Annotated in this window: 14 protein-coding genes and 1 pseudogene; 5 read left to right on the forward strand and 10 right to left on the reverse strand. The window is 63.2% G+C overall.

Annotated features, from left to right (window positions below):
* Positions 1-4: 4 nt before the first annotated feature.
* Both LGH82_RS23200 and LGH82_RS23205 read right to left on the reverse strand, forming a co-directional pair.
* Positions 5-2,092: a hybrid sensor histidine kinase/response regulator gene (locus LGH82_RS23200; RefSeq protein ID WP_227344980.1), complete on the reverse strand. Its 2,088-nt coding sequence runs from the start codon at positions 2,090-2,092 to the stop codon at positions 5-7.
* Positions 2,093-2,282: 190 nt separating this feature from the next.
* Positions 2,283-3,062 (reverse strand): response regulator, encoded by a 780-nt coding sequence (locus LGH82_RS23205; RefSeq protein WP_413771388.1) that lies wholly within the window; start codon positions 3,060-3,062, stop codon positions 2,283-2,285.
* A gap of 45 nt (positions 3,063-3,107) precedes the next feature.
* Here LGH82_RS23205 and LGH82_RS23210 point away from each other — a divergent pair, with 45 nt between their 5' ends.
* The gene (locus tag LGH82_RS23210; RefSeq protein ID WP_227344982.1) at positions 3,108-3,794 is read left to right on the forward strand and encodes a response regulator transcription factor; all 687 of its coding nucleotides are present in this window, start codon (positions 3,108-3,110) and stop codon (positions 3,792-3,794) included.
* Positions 3,795-3,818: 24 nt separating this feature from the next.
* Here the strand turns inward: LGH82_RS23210 and LGH82_RS23215 are convergent, their stop codons facing one another.
* Together LGH82_RS23215 and LGH82_RS23220 are read right to left on the reverse strand one after the other, a co-directional pair.
* Positions 3,819-3,986, reverse strand: a complete 168-nt coding sequence (locus LGH82_RS23215) for a hypothetical protein (protein WP_227344983.1) — start codon at positions 3,984-3,986, stop codon at positions 3,819-3,821.
* 134 nt (positions 3,987-4,120) lie between these two features.
* Positions 4,121-4,489 carry a hypothetical protein gene (locus tag LGH82_RS23220; RefSeq protein WP_227344984.1) on the reverse strand — a complete coding sequence of 123 codons (369 nt, stop codon included), beginning with the start codon at positions 4,487-4,489 and terminating at the stop codon, positions 4,121-4,123.
* A 348-nt stretch (positions 4,490-4,837) separates the two neighbouring features.
* Here LGH82_RS23220 and LGH82_RS23225 point away from each other — a divergent pair, with 348 nt between their 5' ends.
* Positions 4,838-5,296, forward strand: coding sequence for a L,D-transpeptidase (locus LGH82_RS23225; protein WP_227344985.1), 459 nt, complete (start codon positions 4,838-4,840; stop codon positions 5,294-5,296).
* 76 nt (positions 5,297-5,372) lie between these two features.
* Here the strand turns inward: LGH82_RS23225 and LGH82_RS23230 are convergent.
* Together LGH82_RS23230 and LGH82_RS23235 are read right to left on the reverse strand one after the other, a co-directional pair.
* Positions 5,373-8,506: pseudogene (locus LGH82_RS23230) on the reverse strand (efflux RND transporter permease subunit).
* Positions 8,503-9,825: an efflux RND transporter periplasmic adaptor subunit gene (locus tag LGH82_RS23235; RefSeq protein ID WP_227344986.1), complete on the reverse strand. Its 1,323-nt coding sequence runs from the start codon at positions 9,823-9,825 to the stop codon at positions 8,503-8,505. Before LGH82_RS23235 ends, LGH82_RS23230 begins: the two are co-directional and overlap by 4 nt.
* Before the next feature lie 150 nt (positions 9,826-9,975).
* Here LGH82_RS23235 and LGH82_RS23240 point away from each other — a divergent pair, with 150 nt between their 5' ends.
* Positions 9,976-10,512, forward strand: coding sequence for a TetR/AcrR family transcriptional regulator (locus LGH82_RS23240; protein WP_227344987.1), 537 nt, complete (start codon positions 9,976-9,978; stop codon positions 10,510-10,512).
* A 58-nt stretch (positions 10,513-10,570) separates the two neighbouring features.
* Here the strand turns inward: LGH82_RS23240 and LGH82_RS23245 are convergent, their stop codons facing one another.
* Positions 10,571-11,011 (reverse strand): Lrp/AsnC family transcriptional regulator, encoded by a 441-nt coding sequence (locus LGH82_RS23245; RefSeq protein ID WP_227344988.1) that lies wholly within the window; start codon positions 11,009-11,011, stop codon positions 10,571-10,573.
* 130 nt (positions 11,012-11,141) lie between these two features.
* Here LGH82_RS23245 and LGH82_RS23250 point away from each other — a divergent pair, with 130 nt between their 5' ends.
* Both LGH82_RS23250 and LGH82_RS23255 read left to right on the forward strand, forming a co-directional pair.
* Complete coding sequence (locus LGH82_RS23250; RefSeq protein ID WP_227344989.1) at positions 11,142-14,198, forward strand: aminotransferase class III-fold pyridoxal phosphate-dependent enzyme; 3,057 nt, start codon at positions 11,142-11,144, stop codon at positions 14,196-14,198.
* 114 nt (positions 14,199-14,312) lie between these two features.
* Positions 14,313-15,323: an amino acid ABC transporter substrate-binding protein gene (locus LGH82_RS23255; RefSeq protein WP_227344990.1), complete on the forward strand. Its 1,011-nt coding sequence runs from the start codon at positions 14,313-14,315 to the stop codon at positions 15,321-15,323.
* Positions 15,324-15,382: 59 nt separating this feature from the next.
* Here LGH82_RS23255 and LGH82_RS23260 read toward each other — a convergent pair whose 3' ends face one another.
* From LGH82_RS23260 to LGH82_RS23270, 3 genes are read right to left on the reverse strand one after another with little or no spacing between them, the layout of a single operon-like run.
* Complete coding sequence (locus tag LGH82_RS23260; protein WP_227344991.1) at positions 15,383-16,468, reverse strand: ABC transporter ATP-binding protein; 1,086 nt, start codon at positions 16,466-16,468, stop codon at positions 15,383-15,385.
* Entirely contained in the window at positions 16,455-17,393 is a 939-nt protein-coding gene (locus LGH82_RS23265) for a PfkB family carbohydrate kinase (protein WP_227344992.1), read from the reverse strand. Before LGH82_RS23265 ends, LGH82_RS23260 begins: the two co-directional genes overlap by 14 nt.
* Entirely contained in the window at positions 17,393-18,409 is a 1,017-nt protein-coding gene (locus LGH82_RS23270; RefSeq protein ID WP_227349666.1) for an SIS domain-containing protein, read from the reverse strand. Before LGH82_RS23270 ends, LGH82_RS23265 begins: the two co-directional genes overlap by 1 nt.
* Between the last annotated feature and the right edge of the window lies 1 nt (position 18,410).

The following is an 18,410-nucleotide window of genomic DNA, read 5'->3' on the forward strand; positions in this document are numbered from 1 at the left end:
CGCTTTATGGGTCTTGCGCGGCCTGCTCGGCGATGGCCGAGAGCACGCTGCGCACGTCGAGCGTGCTGAACGGCTTTTCCAGGATCTGTGGCCGCTGGGCTGCCGACAATGCCTCGATTTCTGCCTTGGCGCCAATCAGGTCGCCGGTGACCAGAACGAAGCGCCGCGCCAGCAATGGTCGCTGAACCATCAGTTCGCGATAGATGGCGATTCCGCTGGTGCCGGGCATGCGCAAGTCGGAAAAGACGATGTCGGGCGGCATGTTGCCGTCCAGGGTCGCCGCGACCGAGTCCCACAGAGGCACGATCCGCGATTTGATGCCCATCAGTTCCAGGATGTCGGACAGCGAGCCGGCGACATCCGGCTCATCATCGATGATCAGTGCGTGGCGCAATCCGCTGGAGCGCGCCGGGCTGTCGCCGATGGCGGCGATGCCAGCGGAAATCGCCGGCAACTGGACGACGAAGCGAGCGCCTCTCGGCAGCACTTCCTCGAACCAGACCTTGCCATTGTGCCGCTCGATGATCGATTTCGAGATCGACAGTCCAATGCCCGTGCCGACACCGACCGGCTTGGTGGTGAAATAGGATTCGAAGATGCGGGAACGTATCGCCTCCGGCACGCCAGGGCCATTGTCCTCGACCGAAAATCCGGGATTGCCTTGTTCGCCGCGAAATGTCCGAACCTTGATCAGCCGGTCGCCGGCAATGCCGACGAGGGCATGCTGGCTGTTGATAAGGAAGTTGGCGGCTACCTGGGTGACATGGTCGGCATCGGCCATGGCCAGCAGCGGACCGGGAGCGAAATCGGTGTCGATGATGATGCCGCTTGATCGCGCGCCATAGGCAGTCACTTCTAGGGCGGCGCGGATCACCTGGTTGAGGTCGGTCTCGGCCTGCGCGGCCGGATGGAGACGGACCATCGAGAGGAAGCTCTTGACGATGCGGCCGCAACGTTCGGCGGCGGCGCGCACCTTCTCGGCGCGGACCTTGGTCTGCGGGTCGGCGGCGAATTCGTGCAGCAATGTCGATTGGGCGACCACGACGGCCAGCGGGTTGTTCAGTTCGTGTGATACGCCGGCAAGCAGCGACCCCATCGCCGCCATCTTCTCGTTCTGGTGCAGCTTTTCGCGCTGGCGATTGATTTCCTCCTCGGCGCGCAACTTGTCACGCAGGTCGCGGATGGAACCGAAGATCAGGCGGCGGTCAGCGACACGCATCTCCGTCGCGGTCAGTTCGATGGGGAAGACCTCACCGGCAGCATTTTGGGTGACGGTCTCGAGCCGCTGGCCGACCATTGGTGCTCCGCGGCCCGACATGTATTCGGCGCCCGACACATAGCCCTTGCGGTAGTATGCGGGAACGACGGTGTCGAGCAGGTCCTTGCCAAGGATGTCGCTGCGCTGATAGCCGAACATCTTCTCGGCGGCCGGGTTGAATTCGATGATCGAGCCGGTCTCGTCGATAACGATGATGGCGTCGAGCGAGGCCTGCAGCATGGTGCGGCGGATGACCTCGCTGGCGTGGGCATCCGAGGGCGATCGCTCGATGGCATCGCCGATGGCCAGCGCGATGATGTGGAGTGTCGCCTCTTCCTCGTCGGTCCATTCGCGCTCGTTGACGCAGTCGTTGACCGCCAGCGTACCCCACAGATGACCATGGGAGAAGACCGATACCGAAAGGAACGATTTGATGCTCTGCTTTTCGAAGTCGCGTCTCAGAAAGCCTTCGAGATTGCGCGTATGGCCGGCGAAGCTCTTGCCTTGCCGCTCATCTTCGGCCAACCGCTCCAGTAGCGGGTCTGAATTGATGATCGACTGCATGATGACCGTCGGCGAAGCCAATTCGCCGCCAAATTGCGGATCGATCCAGTAGGCATCGACCGACTGGGCGAATCCTTGGCCTGGCAGTTCGCGCAGGCGGAAGAGGATGCCGCGCTGGCATTCAAGTGCCGTGCAAAGCGTCGCAAGTATCGAGTCCATCTCGCGCAGCCAGTCACCGGCCTCCCGCAGACGTCGAACGACGCGAACGGCGGCCATCGCCGCGCCCTGGCGGGCGCCATGCATGTCCGTGCGTGTTGGGTCAGCGGTCATGGTCTGCCGTCATTCTGGCCCTGGTTGTTTCGCGCCGATCTACTTTTGTCCGAGCATGGTCTTTTCCGAACCAGCCCCCCATTTTCGGGATCGTCGTCTGAAGCGGTTCATCGTTTCACGGAAACGCCCATCTCTTTTGTTTGGCGCAATTCCGGACGGAAAACCGTTTCACACTTTTCCTGGAATTGCTCTAATTGCCTTCGCTGGTCGGCAGCGAGAAGATATAGCCTTCGCCGCGCACCGTGCGCAGAAATTTCGGATTGGCCGGGTCGGCCTCGATCTTTTTTCTCAGCCGCATGATGCGGATGTCGACAGCGCGAGAGGATTCCGGATCCTCCATGAAGCCGATTGCCTCGGAAATCGCCGCTCGCGTCAACAGCCGGTTGGCGCGCGTCAGGAAAACCTCCAGCACGTCGAACTCGCTCTTGGCCATGTCGACAACCGTACCGTTGGCGCCGGTGACAAGCCTGCCGTCGAGGTCGGCCTGGAAGGGGCCGAAGGCCAAGAAGCGACGACCCGTACCGGCTTCGATCTTGCTGGCTTGCGGTGCGGTCGGTTGTGGAACGCGGCGCAGGACGCTGCGCACCCTCGCCAGCACTTCGCGCAATTCATAAGGTTTGACGATGTAGTCGTCGGCGCCGAGTTCCAGCCCGACAATGCGGTCAAGCGCTGTTCCCGCAGCCGTCGCATAGATGATGCCGATCGGCAGTTTCGAGCGCATCCACCGGCCGAGCGACAGGCCGTCTTCACCGGGCATGGCGATGTCGAGGACGGCAAGGTGGAAGGACTGCTTCTCAAGCATGGCTCGCGCGGCGGGGGCGCTTTCCGCGGTGGCCACATCATAGCCATTGGCGGCAAGGTACTCGGCGACCGCATCCCTCAGATCGGGCTCGTCCTCGACGATGATAATTCGCGCCCGCACTATATTCTCGCCCCCGCTGTCAGCGGAAAGTAGATTGGGTATAAACATGATGTCCAGCGCTCATATCGGGTTGCCGAAGGGGACGATAGGAAAATGGCTGCTCGTTCTGTCATCGCGCTTGTCTGCGTTGCCGAAGTGATCGCGACCGATCTCGCCGATCATCTTGAACGGCGCGGCCATGATGTGCGCGAGGCACGGCAGCCATGGGAGGCGGAATCCCTGCTTTCGGGGAAGGGCATCGATATCGTTATTGTCGGCGACAGCCTCAGCCAGGCGGAGGGGCGAGATCTGCTCAGGCGTCATGGCGGCGAGGACGGACCGGACTTCATCCTGATCTGCCGCCCCGCCGATCTTGTCGACAAGGTGCTGGCGCTCGAACTGGGCGCCGCCGACGTCGTCGAGAGCCCGATCAATGTTAGGGAACTCGCGGCCCGCATTGGCGGCCTTCTCGGCCGACGCGGCAGGAATGCCGGGGAACTGATCGTGCTTGAGAATGCCACCGTCGACCTCAGGTCGGCCATGGTCATGCATCGTTCCGGCTCGGAAGAACAGCTTTCGCCCGGGCAGGTGGCCCTGCTCAGGCTGTTCCTCGCCAGCCCGCGCAAGGTGCTGACGCGCGACGACATCATCGCCGCCGCGCCGGCCGAAAATGCCGATGCCTTCGACCGCTCCATCGACTCGCGCATCGTGCGGCTGCGCCGCAAGCTCGACACCGAAACCATCACCACCATACGCGGTGCCGGTTACCGGTTCGATCCGCCGATGCAGTTCGCCGATTGACGGCAGGGCACGCACCCGGGGTTCTCAGCGCACCACGAGAAGCGAAGGGCCCGCTGGCAGGTCGCTGTCAACAGCGAGTTGGCCGGCATGGGCACGATCCTTGAGGAGCACGGTGGCGAGGCCGGCAAAGCCCAGCAGGCCTTGTGCATAGAGCAGCGCTGAAAGCACTGAAGCAGCAAATCTCGTTCTCATGGCAGTCGCTCCTCAAATTCACATATCGACCCGGCTTCTTCGAATATTCCTTCCCGAAAGTCCGGCGCCTCTAGCGCGCCCTCTCTCGGTTCATTGGAAGCCATGCAACCATGGGCGCATGGATCCCGATCCGACTACGCATCCTGCTCATCGAAGACCGACTCCGGTCCTCCGGCCGATGCATGCTTCAGGGTAACCCCCGAAGCGCCCGCGCCGCTGGCGGAGCCCCCCGTCGCGGCGCGGGCCTTCGGTCCTCTCGGCAGCAAGTTGCCGGAGGGGCCGCGCATTCCCATTAGCTCGAGGCCGACCCGCCAGAGGGCCTTGAGCCGGGTTATGCGCAGGCTGGATATGATCCAAACCGTGGCGATGTAGAAAATGGCGTGGAGTGTCGAGACCTCGCTTTGTGTCAACTCCGCGGGATGGCCGCCGACAATGCCGACGCCACCGATGACCGCCACTATGATGCTTGTCCCTGCAAGCCAGAACATCTCGTTCGATTTCATGGGTTTGGAGCCAATTGTTTCGTTGGGTCAAATTTGCCGGGCGCGTGTATCCGCATCATGCCGCCAAACCATCGCTTTGTTGCCAATTGGTTTCGCCATCTGGCAAATTTCTTTCATATCAGGTAAATTCTGCTTTCGTTTGAATAAAAGCAGACTTGTGGTTGCACTTGCTGGCAAAACAGCTGGGCAATGCCAAGTGACGCGGACTGTTTCGTTTGTTTTTCTTTAAGAGATTTGGAAACAAATTCGAAACAAAACAACCACCAATACGAAATTACCCCGAAACATCAGGTTGCGATAGACCGGCCACCGAATTGGAGCCGGTCGTGCCGGCAGATAGGGGACATCTTGCATAGATTCATTTCCGCCAGGCTCATCAACATCACCGCCGCCGCCCTTGCGGGCGCGGCTCTTTTCGTCGGCGGCGAGTGTGGCGCCCACGCGGCCAACAAGGTTGTGGCAGTTGTCTCGCTCTCGCAGCAGATCATGGAAGTTTCGGTCGACGGGCGCCCGACCTTCGCGTGGAAGGTCTCGACCGGCGACAGGACGCATGTCACGCCGACCGGCTCTTTCAAGCCGACCAGCATGCACGAGATGTGGTACTCGAAGAAGTACGACAACGCGCCGATGCCACATTCGGTCTTCTTCAGCGGCGGCTATGCGGTGCATGCGACCTATGCGGTCAAGCGTCTTGGCCAGCCGGCCTCGCATGGATGCGTTCGGTTGCATCCGGACAATGCCGCTGATTTCTACCAGCTCGTCGAGACTTTTGGCCCTGCCAACACCAGCATCCTGATCGTCAAGTGAGCGGTTGAAGAGCCTAACGGCGGCCACGGCCGCACAAGAAAAAGGCCGGGAATTCCCGGCCTTTTTGCTGTCTTGATCAGTCCGCCGGCACCGGCATCAGTTTCGGGTCCGGCTTTTCCGCATGACGCGGCAGGTCCTTGCTCGCGATGAAGGTATAGAACATCGGTACGACGAAGAGCGTGAACATGGTTCCGATCAGAATGCCGGTGAAGATCACCAGGCCCATCGAATAGCGCGCCGCGGCACCGGCACCGCTGGAGACGATCAGCGGCACCACGCCCAGCGCCATTGCCGCCGTCGTCATCAGGATCGGCCGCAGGCGAACCTTGGCCGAAGCGATGATGGCATCGCGCCTGCGCATGCCGTGCGCTTCCCGCTGCTGGTTGGCGAACTCCACCAGCAAGATGCCGTGCTTGGTGATCAGGCCGATCAGCGTGATCAGGCCGACCTGCGTGTAGATGTTGAGCGTTGCGGGTGGAATGCTGAAGTGCAACCCGCTGATCATGAAAATCATATTGAGATTCGGGATCATGTTGAGCGGCAACATCGCGCCGAAGATCGACAGCGGCACCGACATCATGATGATCAGCGGGTCGCGGAAGCTTTCGAATTGCGCCGCCAGCACCAGATAGATGACGACGACGGCCGCGGCAAAGGCGATCAGGATGGTGTTGCCCTGCTCCTTCTCCTGCCGCGACTGGCCGGAATAGTCGATGAAGAAGGTGTCGGGCAGGCTCTCCCGGGCGATATCCTCCAGTGCCTTCAGCCCATCGCCGGTCGTGACGCCGGGAAGCGGCAGCGCCGAAATCGTCGCCGAGTTAAGCTGGTTGAACTGCTCGATGGCGGCCGGCGACGCATTGGTGGAAATCTTCACCACCGCCGACAGCGGCACCATCTCGCCGGTGACGCTGCGCACGAAGTATTGGCCGAGCTTTTCGGGGTTGTCGCGGAACTCCTGCGGCACCTGCGGAATGATGTCGTAGCTGTTGGAGTCGCGGTCGAACTGCGCCACTTCGGCGCCGCCGACAAGCAGAGTGAGCGTGCGTCCGATATCGGCGATCGGCAGGTTGAGCGCGGCGGCGCGGTCGCGGTCGATGGTCACTGTCACCTGCGGTGCGTCATAGGCCATCGAATTCTGCACGACGATGAAGCGGCCGGAGGCTTGCGCCTTGTTCTTGATCTGCTCGGCCGCCTCGTAGACTTCCGAGGGATCGCCGGTCGAACGCACGATCATCGAGATGGGCAGGCCGCCGCCGGAGCCGGGCAGCGTCGGTGGCGCGAAGACGAAGGCCTGGACACCCGCCACGTTGGCGATACGTGCCGTGATATCGGCCTGCAGCTCCTTCGAGTTGCGCTTGCGCTCCGCCCAGTCCTTGAAGGCAAAGCCGACGAAGGCGCTGTTCGTCGTACCGCCGAAGGCGACGGCCGAGAACTGTGCCCGCGTCTCCGGAATGTCCTTAACAAGGCCGAGGATCTGGTTGACGTATGTCTCGGTGTAGTCGGATGTCGCATAGCGTGGAGCGGTCACGATCGACAGCAGAAAGCCCTGGTCTTCTTCCGGCGCCAATTCGCTTGAGGTCTTGGTGAACATGAAGCCGGTCACGCCGACAAGCGCCAGCACGATGATCAGTGTCACGGGGCGATAGTTCAGCGAACCGGTGACCGCCCTCTCGTAGACGTGCTCGATACGCGAGAAAACGCCGTCGACAATGCGCTGGAAACGACCGGGTTCCCCGGCCTTGAGCAGGCGGGCCGCCATCATCGGGGTGATGGTGATGGCGATGATACCCGACAGCACCACCGAGCCGGCGAGCGTCACCGCGAATTCGCGGAACAGCGCGCCGGTCAGGCCGCCGGTAAAGGCGAGCGGCGCGAACACGGCGGCCAGGGTCATCGTCATGGCGACGATGGCCGAGGCGATCTCGCGCATGCCGCTGAATGCCGCCTGCATCGGCGACATATGGTCTTCCTCCATGTGGCGGTGGATGTTTTCCACCACCACGATGGCATCGTCGACGACAAGGCCGATCGCCAGCACCATGGCCAGCAAGGACAAGAGGTTGATCGAGTATCCGACCGCAAACAGCAGGAAACAGACGCCGATCAGCGACAGCGGGATGGTCACGATCGGCATCAGCACCGAACGGAACGAGCCGAGGAAGAGCAGGATCACGACGACAACGATGGCGACCGCCTCGGCGATGGTCTTGAACACCTCTTCGATCGAGGCGCTGATCTGGCCGGTCGCGTCGTAGACGACCTCGATCGTCATGCCCTTGGGCAGCGTCTCCTGAATCTGCGGCACGAGCTTGGTGAGCGCGGCGGCCGTGGTCAGCGGGTTGGCGGCCGGGGTCGGGAAGATCGCGAGGAAGGTGCCTGGCTTGCCATTGAAGCTGACCCTGGTGTCGGTGTTCTCGGCCGCAAGCTCCACCCGCGCCACATCGCGCAGACGCACCACATTGCCGTCCGTCGAACGCAACGGCAGTGCCGCGAAGGCTTCCGGCGTCTGCAGTGTCGAGCGCACGGTGATCGACGACACGACATATTCGTTCTGGGTGTTGCCGGGCGCCGAGAGGAAGTTGGAATTGTTGATCGCTACCAGAACTTCCGATGCCGTCACGCCGCGCGCGGCAAGCTTGATCGGGTCGATCCAGACCCGCATTGAGTACTCTTGGGCGCCGAAGATCTGTACGTCGGCGACGCCCTCGACGGTCGACATGCGGGGCCGGATGACGCGCTCGATATACTCGGTCAGCTGCTCTTTCGTCATGTTCGGGTTCTGCATCGAGATGTACATCATCGCGAACTGCTGGCCGGTGCCCTTGACGATGACGGGGTCCTTTGCCGCATCCGGCAAGGTACCGCGCACGCCCTGGACCTTGGACAGGACTTCGGTCAGCGCGACGTCCGGATTGGAGCCGAGCTTCATCTGCACCGTCACGGTGCTGGAGGACGGGCGGCTCGACGAGGTGACGTAGTCTATGTTCTCGGTCGAGGCGACGGCGCGCGCGATCGGGCGGAAATGAAGCCCTGGATCAGGTCGGCGCTGGCGCCGGGATAGGCCGTCGTGATGGTGATCGCGGTTTCGTCGACCTTCGGATACTGCCGGATCGACAGGTTGAAGATGCCCTGGAACCCGAGCAGCAGAATCATGCAGGCGAGCACGGTCGACAAGACCGGGCGGCGGATGAAGATGTCGGAAAAACTCATTGCTCGGTAGCCTGCTTATTCGCCGACTTGGTCGGATCGATCGTGTTGTCGACGGCAACGGACATGCCGTTGAAAAGCCGGTTCTGACCAGCGGTGACAACTTCATCGCCAGGCGCAAGGCCTTGCAGGATCTCCACCATGCCCTCATTGCGACGGCCGGGCTTCACGAACACCTGTGACAGGACGAGCGCGGGTTTCGCGTCAGCCGGCTTGGCTGGATCGGCGGACGCCTGATCCGCCGGCTTGGCCGCGGCAGCGTCGCTCGCGGGCTTCGTGGCATCAGCCGCGGGCTTGGCCGGATCGGCCGCCGGTTTCGCGGCATCAGCCACAGACTTGTCGGCCGATGGAGCCGGGAGCTTTTCGTCAGGCTTCGCCGCCGGAGCCGCTTCTGCCACCTTGGCCGGATGCACCACGAATATGAAGTCGCCATACAGGCTGGAGGTCAGCGCTGTCTGCGGCAGCGCCAGCACGTTGTTTTCCTGGGGCAGTACGACGCGTACCTGCACGAACTGGCCGGGCGTCAGCTTGCCTTCGGTGTTGTCTACCTCCGCCCTGACCGTCACCAGGCGGCTTGACGGATCGATCTTCGGGTTGATGCCGCGAATAGTGCCGGCATAGGGCATGTCGGAACCACCGATGCCCAGTTTGACCGTCTGTCCGATCTTGAGCAGGGGAAGGTCCTGTTCGGGAATGGAGAAATCAACCCGCATCGTGTCGAGGTCCTGTAGCGTCACGACAGAGGTGCCGGGCGCCAGATATTGGCCTAGATCGATCTTTGGAATGCCGACCGTGCCCGCGAAAGGCGCCGTCAGCTGCTTCTGGTCGAGCACCGCCTGGAGTTTATTCACCTGCGAAGCGGACGCAGAAGCGGTTGCCCGCGCCGTGTCAAGCGTCACATCCGAGCCGACGCCTCGCCTTTGCAGTTCAATGGCGCGGGCAAGTGACGTCTGGTCCAGAGCCGCCTGCGCCTTCGTCGCTTCGAGATCCGCGCGCTCGACGGCATCGTCCAATTGGAGGAGCACCCCGTTGGCCGCGACCTTCTGGTTGGCGTGGAAGAGGATGTCCTTGACGATGCCGGTGGTCTCGACGGTCAGTTCGACGCCCCGCACGGCATTGGCGGTGCCGATTGCTTCTACGCCAGGCGTCCAGCTTGATGGCTTGACGATGGTGGTCGACACGGTGGCCGCCGGCGGCTTCATCGTGGCGAAGAACTGCTTGGTGCCGTAGTCGCGCATGAAGTTGATGCCGACGATACCGCCGACCACCACCACAAGCACGAGCAAAACCATGGCAATGATAAATATGCGGAATATGCGCATGAAGAAGAAAGTCCCCTCAATCGATCCCGGCACAAAGCGCGGGCGATGGGACACATATTCAAGCATGGTCCCGATTTCAAATGATGGCGGCCTTACTGTACCGTCTGGACGGTCTTGTCAATTGGGCCTAAGCTTGCGATGGGAGGCGCCATGAAAAGCCAACGACCAAATTCGCGCGAGAAAATTCTCGCCGCGGCAGCCGATGTCGCCCGGGAAACCGGCCCCGGAAGCCTGTCTCTGGAAGCGGTCGCCAGCCGTGCCGGCGTGTCGAAGGGGGGGCTGTTGTATAATTTCCCCACCAAGGCGAAATTGATGCAAGGGCTGGTCGAGGACTATCTGCGCGAGTTTGAGCAAGCGCTGGAAGCTGCCCGGACAAACGACGTCAGCGGCGAAAGCCCGCTTGCCGCCTATATCAGGCTCTCGGCCAACGATTGCGAGGATACGCAACCTTCAGCCTCATGGATCTTTTCGGCGATCGCCGAGGATCCTGACTTCCTGGCGCCGATAAAATCGTTCAAGCAGCAGCTTTTCCAGCGGTTGAAGGCAGAAACGCCGAGCCTCAAGGCACTGCTGATCTGCTTCATAGCCATCGAGGGGCTGCGCAGCATGAACCTCTTCGATGCGGACGTCCTTTCGCAGAACGAGCGCCAGTTGCTGGTTTCGTCCCTGCTGGAGATCGCCAAATAGGCGTTTCTGGGCGCGACACCGGAATCAGAGCCAACGCGGGCGATACGGCAGGAGCCATTCAGCCGGCGGCACGTTCTATATCCCGGCGCAGAACGATCGCCGTTGTCAGGTCCTCGACACCGCCATGGCTGGCGATGGTGTCGCGTAGCGTGTTCAGCCGATCGATCGAGGGCACCTCGACTTCGACGATGAGATCGAGCTGGCCGCTGACGGATGACACCCGCCGTACCTCCGGAAAACGCGCCAACTGATCGAGGATGCCGATCGACGGCGTGCGCACCAGCGTTACGAACAGAAAGGCGACGACCATCCCCTTGTCCATCTGGCCGATATCGGCCCGATAGCCACGGATGACGCCGCTCTTCTCCAGTGCCGCCACCCGTTCGCTGGTTGCACTGCGCGACAGGCCGATGCGCCCCGCGAGCGTCTTCAGCGGAATACGGGCTTCCTTCGACAGGATGCCGAGAATGTCCCGGTCCTTGGCGTCCAGTTCCCTCATCGCGGCATGCTCCCAGTGGTTCCGTTAAAGTGCCGGTCAATGCATTCATTGTGACGGCGCAACCGACGCTTTGCCGGATGCCCGTTTTAGGCCCATGCCAAGCTTGCGTGAAAGCAAATCCGGATTCCGCATGACCGACGTCTCCCATCCAGCGCCGCAATTCTCAGCCAACGAGGCCGTCGAGCTTGCCGCCGGGCATTTCGGCATTGCCGGCAGCGTCACTCCGCTCGACAGCGAGCGCGACCAGAATTTCAAGCTGACCGCCCCTGACAAGTCGCTCTGGATCCTCAAGATCGTCAATGCCAGCGAGCCGGCCAGCGAGAGCGAATTCCAGACAGCGCTGCTCGATCATCTCGAGCGCAATAGCCCGGATCTCGCCGTGCCGCGCCTCAGGAAGACGGTGCGGGGCACGCCGCTCGCCCATGTCACCGGCGCCGGCGGGGAAAGCCATGTCCTGCGCCTGGTGTCCTGGCTTCCAGGCCAGCCGCTCGCCCAATGCCAGTCGACGCCGGACCTCCTCGGAAGCCTCGGCGGCGCGCTTGGCCGGCTCGACCATGCCTTGCAAGGGTTCATCCATCCCGGCGCGCTACGCACTTTCGACTGGGACATCCGCCGGGCGGGTGCGGGGCGCGAGCGCCTCCGTCATATCACCGACAAGCAGGACCGCTTGCTCCTGGCTGGGTTTCTCGATCATTTCGATGCCGAGGTGGCGCCTCGGCTGCCTGCGTTGCGGGCGCAGGTGATCCACAATGACGCCAATGACTGGAATGTGCTGGTCGATCCGGCGGCGCCGGGGCGTGTCGCCGGACTGATCGATTTCGGCGATGCCTTGTACAGCGTGCTGATCGCCGAGGTTGCCGTTGCATGCGCCTATGCCATCCTCGATGCCGAGGATCCGATCAGTGACGCGGCCCGTCTGGTTGCCGGGTTCCACGCTGAATATCCATTGCGCGAGGCGGAGGTGGACCTTCTCTTCGACCTCATCGCCATGCGGCTCGTGACCTCCGTGACGCTCTCGGCCGCCCGCAAGGAGCGGACCGCCGACAATCCATATCTGGCCATCAGCGAGGCGCCAGCCTGGCGGCTGCTGCGGCGCATGAGCCAGATGAACCGCCGGTTCGCGACGGCGATCCTGCGCCATGCCTGCGGCTTCGATGCCGCTCCAGGCGCGAGCGCCGTGACCCGCTGGATCGCTGCAAACCGCAAGAAACTGACTGGGATACTGGACAGGCATCCGGCGACGCTCGCCAAGGCGATCGTGCCTTACGGGGACCCACATCATCCCATGACGGTGACGTCGGCCGTACGGGAGCCGGACAAGGCGACCGCGTGGTGGGACAATTATTGCGCCGAAAATGGCATTGCGCTGGGCATCGGCCCGTGGGGCGAGGAGCGCACGGTCTATACCAGCGACATCTTTCGGTCCCGCTTCGTCGAAGGCACCCGCCGCGCCCACCATCTTGGCCTCGACCTGTTCATGCCGGCGGGCACGAAACTTTACACGCCGCTCTCGGCGACGGTGAAAAGCGTCGAGATTGAAGAAGACCCACTCGGCTATGGCTGCCTCGTTGCCCTGCGCCACGAGCCCGAGGGCTGCCCGGCTTTCGTCACTCTGTGGGGGCATCTCGCGCACGAGGCGGCCGCTCGGCTGAAGCCCGGCGACCGCCTGGAAGCAGGAGCACTCGTCGGCGAGATGGGCAGGGCGACGGAAAATGGCGGCTGGGCGCCGCATCTGCATTTCCAGATATCGACCGATGCAAGTCTCGCCGCGCGCGATATACTCGGCGTTGGCGAAGCCCGCTATCTCGCCGTGTGGAGGGAGCTGTTTCCGGATGCCGCCGAACTCGCCGGCATTCCGCCCGAAACGTTTCACCAAACGGGCCGGACCCGCCCGGAGATCGTTGCCGCGCGCAAGGCGTCGCTGCTGCCCAATCTCTCCATCTCCTATTCCGAGCCGATCAAGTTCGTGCGCGGCGAAGGCGCCTGGCTGATCGACGATCGCGGCCGCGCCTATCTCGACTGCTTCAACAATGTCTGCCACCTCGGCCATGCCCATTCCGACGTGGTCGAGGCGATCGCGCGACAGGCGGCGAAACTCAACACCAACACGCGCTATCTGCACGACGCCATCGTCACCTATGCGGAACGCCTGACAGCGACGTTGCCCGCTGGCCTGTCGGTCGCCTCCTTCGCCTGTTCCGGCAGCGAGGCCAACAGCTTGATGCTGCGCATGGCGCGCAACCATACCGGCCGCAGCGAGGCGATCGTGCTCGACTGGGCCTATCACGGCACCACGCAGGAGCTGATCGACCTCAGCCCCTACAAATACAAGCGCAAGGGCGGCAAGGGCCGGCCTGCGGACGTGTTCGAGGCGGTCATCCCCGACAGCTATCGCGCACCCGACGAATGGCCGCTGGCGGAGCACGCGAAGCGCTTCGCCGAAAGCGTAGCCGAGCAGATCGCTGATATGGCGAAGCAGGGCCGCGCGCCCGGTCTCTTCCTCGCCGAATCGATCCCTAGCGTCGCCGGCCAGGTGTTCCTGCCGGATGGCTATCTGCGGGAAGCCTACGCGATGGTGCGTGCGGCCGGCGGCATCTGCGCCGCCGACGAGGTGCAGGTCGGCTTCGGCCGGGTCGGCAGCCACTGGTGGGCTTTCGAGACGCAAGGCGTCACGCCTGACATCGTCACCATGGGCAAGCCGATCGGCAACGGCCACCCGATGGCTGCCCTGGTGACGACACAGGAGATTGCCGCTTCCTTCAACAATGGCATGGAGTATTTCAATACATTCGGCGGCAATCCGGTGTCCTGCGCGGCGGGGCTTGCGGTGCTCGATGTCATCGAACGTGACGGCCTGCGGCAGAATGCGGCCGAGATCGGCGATTATCTGGTCACTCGGTTCAGGCAGTTGCAGGTGCGCTACGACATCATCGGCGATGTGCGCGGCAAGGGTCTCTTTCTCGGCATCGAACTGGTCGAGGACCGCAAGAGCAAGGCGCCGGCAACCGCGCTTGCCCGCCGCATCAATGACGGGGTCAGGGCGCGCGGCGTGCTGATCGGCACCGAAGGCCCACATGACAATGTGCTCAAGATGCGTCCGCCGATGATCTTCAGCCGAGCCAATGCGGATCATCTGGTCGGCGTTCTCGATGAAACCTTCGCCTCGGTCCTGGCGGAAAGGGTGTAGCGCAAGCCCGCATGCCCGGGCATGCGGACAGAACATGAAGACAGCAAGTTTGTGAACTTCCGGCGCCTCGGCACCGGCAGCAGGAGAGGCTTTGCCTCATAGAGGGAGGAAACCATGAAAGCATTGATCACTGCGTTCTTGCTCGGCACGGCCGCCATGGCCGTGTCGGCGAAAGCGGATACGCTCGACATCATCAAACAGCGGGGCGCCGTTAATTGCGGCGTCAGCCAGGGGGTCGCGGGCTTCTCGTCCCCGGACAACCAGGGCAAATGGACCGGCTTCGACATTGATTTCTGCCGCGCGGTGTCGGCCGCGGTTTTTGGCGACGCCGACAAGGTCAACTATGTTCCGCTCTCGACCAAGGAGCGCTTCACCGCCCTGCAGTCGGGCGCCGTCGACCTCCTTTCGCGCCAGTCGACCTGGACGCTGGCGCGCGACAGCGGCCTCGGCATCCATTTCGTCGGCACCGCATACTATGATGGCCAGGGGTTCATGGTGCGGAAAAACCTGAACGTGGACAGCGCCCTCAAGCTTTCCGGCGCGACAGTCTGCGCCGAACAGGGCACCACCACGGAACAGAATGTCGCCGACTATTTCACCGCCAACAAGCTGAAATACGAGTCGGTCGTCATCGATTCGGCTGATGGCATCATCAAGGCGTTCGATACCGGCCGCTGCGATGTCTACACCACGGATGCGTCGGCACTCTATGCGCAGCGCCTGAAACTCACCGACCCCGCCGCCTACATGGTGCTGCCCGAGATCATCTCGAAGGAGCCGCTCGGGCCCGCCGTTCGCCAGGGCGACGACAAATGGTTCAACATCGTGCGCTGGACATTGTTCTCGCTGGTCGAAGCCGAGGAGGAAGGCATCACCCAGGCCAATGCCGAAGCCTCGCGCCAGTCGCAGAATCCGGTGGTCCGCCGGTTCCTCGGCGTCGAAGGCGACAACGGCCAGCAACTCGGACTTGACGCCAACTTTGCCTACAACATCGTCGCCAAGGTGGGTAACTATGGCGAGGTTTTCGAGCGCAATCTCGGCAAGTCCAGCGAGTTGAAGATCGCTCGTGGCCTCAACGCGCTGTGGAACGCCGGCGGCATCATGTACGCGCCGCCAGCCCGCTGAGATCTGACGCCAACAATACGACATCGGCCTGCGCGTTTCGTACCGCGCAGGCCTTGATTTCAGGCCGGCTTGAAGGCCTTGCCTGTCGACGGGTCGAAGAGGCGCAGCGCATCTTCGTCGAAGGTGAACGCGCATGCCTGGCCCTTGGCGATGCCGGCACGCGGGGGCAGGCATGCGGTCAGCCGCTGCGCGCCGATGCGGGCGGTGGTGACCAGTTCAGGGCCGGTCAGCTCGACGACCTCGATGTCCACCGGCAACGATAAGTCCGTTGCGGCGCCGGTCGCCACGCGGAGTGCTTCAGGCCTGATGCCGACGACGACCGGTGAGCCGTCGTTGGCCGCGTTCAGATAGCGCGCGGGCAGGGGCAGTTTCACATTGGAATCGGCAACAGCCAGTTTTCCGCCTTCGACAACGGCCTGCAGCATGTTCATCGACGGCGCGCCAACAAAACCGGCCACGTAGAGGGTTGCTGGATAGTTGTAGATCTCCTCGGGCGTGCCGAGCTGCTCGATCCGGCCGTCGCGCATCACGGCGATCCGTGTCGCCAGCGTCATCGCCTCGATCTGGTCGTGGGTGACATAGACAACCGTGGTCTGCAGCAATTGGTGCAGGCGCTTGAGCTCGGTGCGCATCTCCAGGCGCAGCTTCGCGTCGAGGTTGGACAGCGGCTCGTCGAACAGAAAGACCTGCGGCTTGCGCACCAGCGCCCTGCCGATGGCGACGCGCTGGCGCTGGCCGCCGGAAAGCTGGCTCGGCTTGCGTTCGAGCAGGTTCTCGATCTGCAGCAGCTTTGCCGCATCGCGCACGGCCTTGTCGCGTTCGTCGGCCGCAACCCCGCGCATCTCCAGCCCGAAGCCGATGTTGCGATGAACGGTCAGGTTCGGATAGAGCGCGTAGGACTGGAAGACCATGGCGATGTCGCGGTTCTTGGGATGAACGCCAAGGATCGAGCGGCCGCCGATCAGCACATCTCCGCTGGTCGCCTCGGCGAGCCCCGCGATGATATTGAGAAGTGTCGACTTTCCGCAGCCCGACGAGCCGAGCAGCACCAGGAACTCACCGCTTTCCAGCGCGATGTCGATGCCTTTCAGCGTTTCGACGCTGCCGTAACTCTTGCGGATGTTGCGGATTTCAAGCGCGCTCATGCATGGCTTCCTCGAAATGCATTGGCCCGCCATAGTTGCGGGGCAGGGTGGAGATTGCACGCGATGCCACGCGTGTGGCGGCGGACAGGCAAGCAGTCAGTGGTTGGCCCTGCGCAAGGGCCGCGAGGAAGGCGGCATTGAAGACATCGCCTGCGCCGATCGTGTCGACGACTTTCACGCCGGGTGCGGCAGCCTCGACAAGCATGCCGTCCGGGCCGGTGGCGATTGCGCCCTCCGGCCCGCGCTTGACGACGACGGTGGCGCCCTGCTTCATGTCGGACCTGATCGCCTGCGCGGCTTCCAGCGGGCTTTCCAGACCGGCCAGGGTCACGGTCTCGACCTCATTGAAAAGCGCCAGTTCGCAACGCGACAGCCACGCGCGCGCGGCGTCGCAATTGGCCTCAGTCCAGCCGTCGATCGGCCAGCCGGTGTCGAGCGCGACGGCGATGCCGTGGCTGTCCGCCCAGTCGAAGAACGCATCGTAGTCGGCCGTGAGATCGTAGGTCAGGAAGGACCCGCACAACAGTGCGTAGCCGCCGGACAGGCGCTTGCCGTCGAGGACACAGAACACATCGGCCAGGCTGAAGCGCGGCAGGTGTCCGCGCGTGGTGAAGAAGGTCCGCTCGCCGTCCGGGTGGGTCATGCCGACGGACAGGGTCGTCCCTTCGGGGCGAACCGGCCATTTGTCGGCGCGGCGGCCAAAGGCTTCGCGAAGCCAGCGGCCGAACTGGTCGTCCCCGACGTTGGCGGCAATCTCGAAGTCGACGCCCAGCGCTTCCCAGGCAAGCGCGCTGTTCCCGGCCTGCCCGCCGACGCGCAATTCGTCATGGTCGACGACGGTCTCGGTTCCGGCTTTCGGCCATGGCGCGACCGGGCCGACGATGAGGTCGACATTGACGTTGCCGATGACTGCAAGCGGCCGCATCATTCGCTCCTGGTGATCTTGCTGGAGCGAACCGGCGTGCCGGCATTTTCGACGCGGGCGTCGGCAAAGGCGACCATCAGGCGTTGCGCCACCGGCAGCATGGCAAGGATCGCGGCCATGCCGGAAGCAGGCTTGAACGAAAGTGTCGCGGCGCCTGCCACCGGCGCTTGCCCGGATGAATCGAAAATGACCACAGGCGAGCTGGTCTCGACCACGGACGCGGCCATACCGGCGACAAGGTCCGACGTCGGGTCGTTGCCGCGAAACAGCATGACGCCGACCTTGGGGCCGAGCATCTCCATCGGGCCATGGCGGAGCTGGCCGCCTTCGAGCGAAAAGCAGGGCAGCCGCGACAGTTCCGTGAGGCCGAGCGCGATGGCTTCGGCGACACCCTGCAGCTGGCGGCCCGAGGTGACGATGCTCGTCACATTGCTGAGTGCTGCAAGCGCGCCATCGATATCGCCGGCCTCAGGGCTATCAAGTACGGAAAGTGCGGCGGCCGGGTCCTGGCTAAGCGCCGACAGGATCGCCAGGTGCAGCGCGAAGGTGACGGTCAGGCTGCGGGTCGCGGCGAAGGCCAGTTCGGTGCCGCCGGCTCCGACCAGGCAGGGAGCCGTGCGGGCGAGGAACGAGGCGCCCTCGAGCGTCAGTCCGAAAATATCGGAAGCGACGCCGGTCTCGGAAAACCATCTGACGACCTCGGCGCTTTCGCCGGACTGGGATGTCACCAGGACGGTCCTGCCCGCCAGCGGCAGCGGCTGGCCGAGCTGCTCGGAAAGCGGCAGGGCGATGGCGTCGATGCCGGCAGCGCGGTAGAGCGGCTCGACGGCGCGCGCCACGGCATGTGAGCCGCCCATGCCAAGCAGAAGCACACGCCCGGTCTGCCTGATCGAAGTGGCGACCCTTGCCGCGATGTCAACATTCTGCCTGAACGAGACGAGGGCGTCCGCATGCTGGCGCGCCATCTCGCGGTCGATCGCGGCAAGCCCGGCCGGTCGGTTTTTTCCTGTAGTCATC

Source organism: Mesorhizobium sp. PAMC28654 (genome assembly GCF_020616515.1).
Taxonomy (GTDB): Bacteria; Pseudomonadota; Alphaproteobacteria; order Rhizobiales; family Rhizobiaceae; genus Mesorhizobium.

Coding starts and splice junctions, on each gene's coding strand:
- LGH82_RS23200 (WP_227344980.1), bottom strand. CDS start 2,092: ATGACCGCTGACCCAACACGCACGGACATGCATGGCGCCCGCCAGGGC.
- LGH82_RS23205 (WP_413771388.1), bottom strand. CDS start 3,062: ATGTTTATACCCAATCTACTTTCCGCTGACAGCGGGGGCGAGAATATA.
- LGH82_RS23210 (WP_227344982.1), top strand. CDS start 3,108: ATGGCTGCTCGTTCTGTCATCGCGCTTGTCTGCGTTGCCGAAGTGATC.
- LGH82_RS23215 (WP_227344983.1), bottom strand. CDS start 3,986: ATGAGAACGAGATTTGCTGCTTCAGTGCTTTCAGCGCTGCTCTATGCA.
- LGH82_RS23220 (WP_227344984.1), bottom strand. CDS start 4,489: ATGAAATCGAACGAGATGTTCTGGCTTGCAGGGACAAGCATCATAGTG.
- LGH82_RS23235 (WP_227344986.1), bottom strand. CDS start 9,825: ATGCGCATATTCCGCATATTTATCATTGCCATGGTTTTGCTCGTGCTT.
- LGH82_RS23240 (WP_227344987.1), top strand. CDS start 9,976: ATGAAAAGCCAACGACCAAATTCGCGCGAGAAAATTCTCGCCGCGGCA.
- LGH82_RS23245 (WP_227344988.1), bottom strand. CDS start 11,011: ATGAGGGAACTGGACGCCAAGGACCGGGACATTCTCGGCATCCTGTCG.
- LGH82_RS23250 (WP_227344989.1), top strand. CDS start 11,142: ATGACCGACGTCTCCCATCCAGCGCCGCAATTCTCAGCCAACGAGGCC.
- LGH82_RS23255 (WP_227344990.1), top strand. CDS start 14,313: ATGAAAGCATTGATCACTGCGTTCTTGCTCGGCACGGCCGCCATGGCC.
- LGH82_RS23260 (WP_227344991.1), bottom strand. CDS start 16,468: ATGAGCGCGCTTGAAATCCGCAACATCCGCAAGAGTTACGGCAGCGTC.
- LGH82_RS23265 (WP_227344992.1), bottom strand. CDS start 17,393: ATGCGGCCGCTTGCAGTCATCGGCAACGTCAATGTCGACCTCATCGTC.
- LGH82_RS23270 (WP_227349666.1), bottom strand. CDS start 18,409: ATGACTACAGGAAAAAACCGACCGGCCGGGCTTGCCGCGATCGACCGC.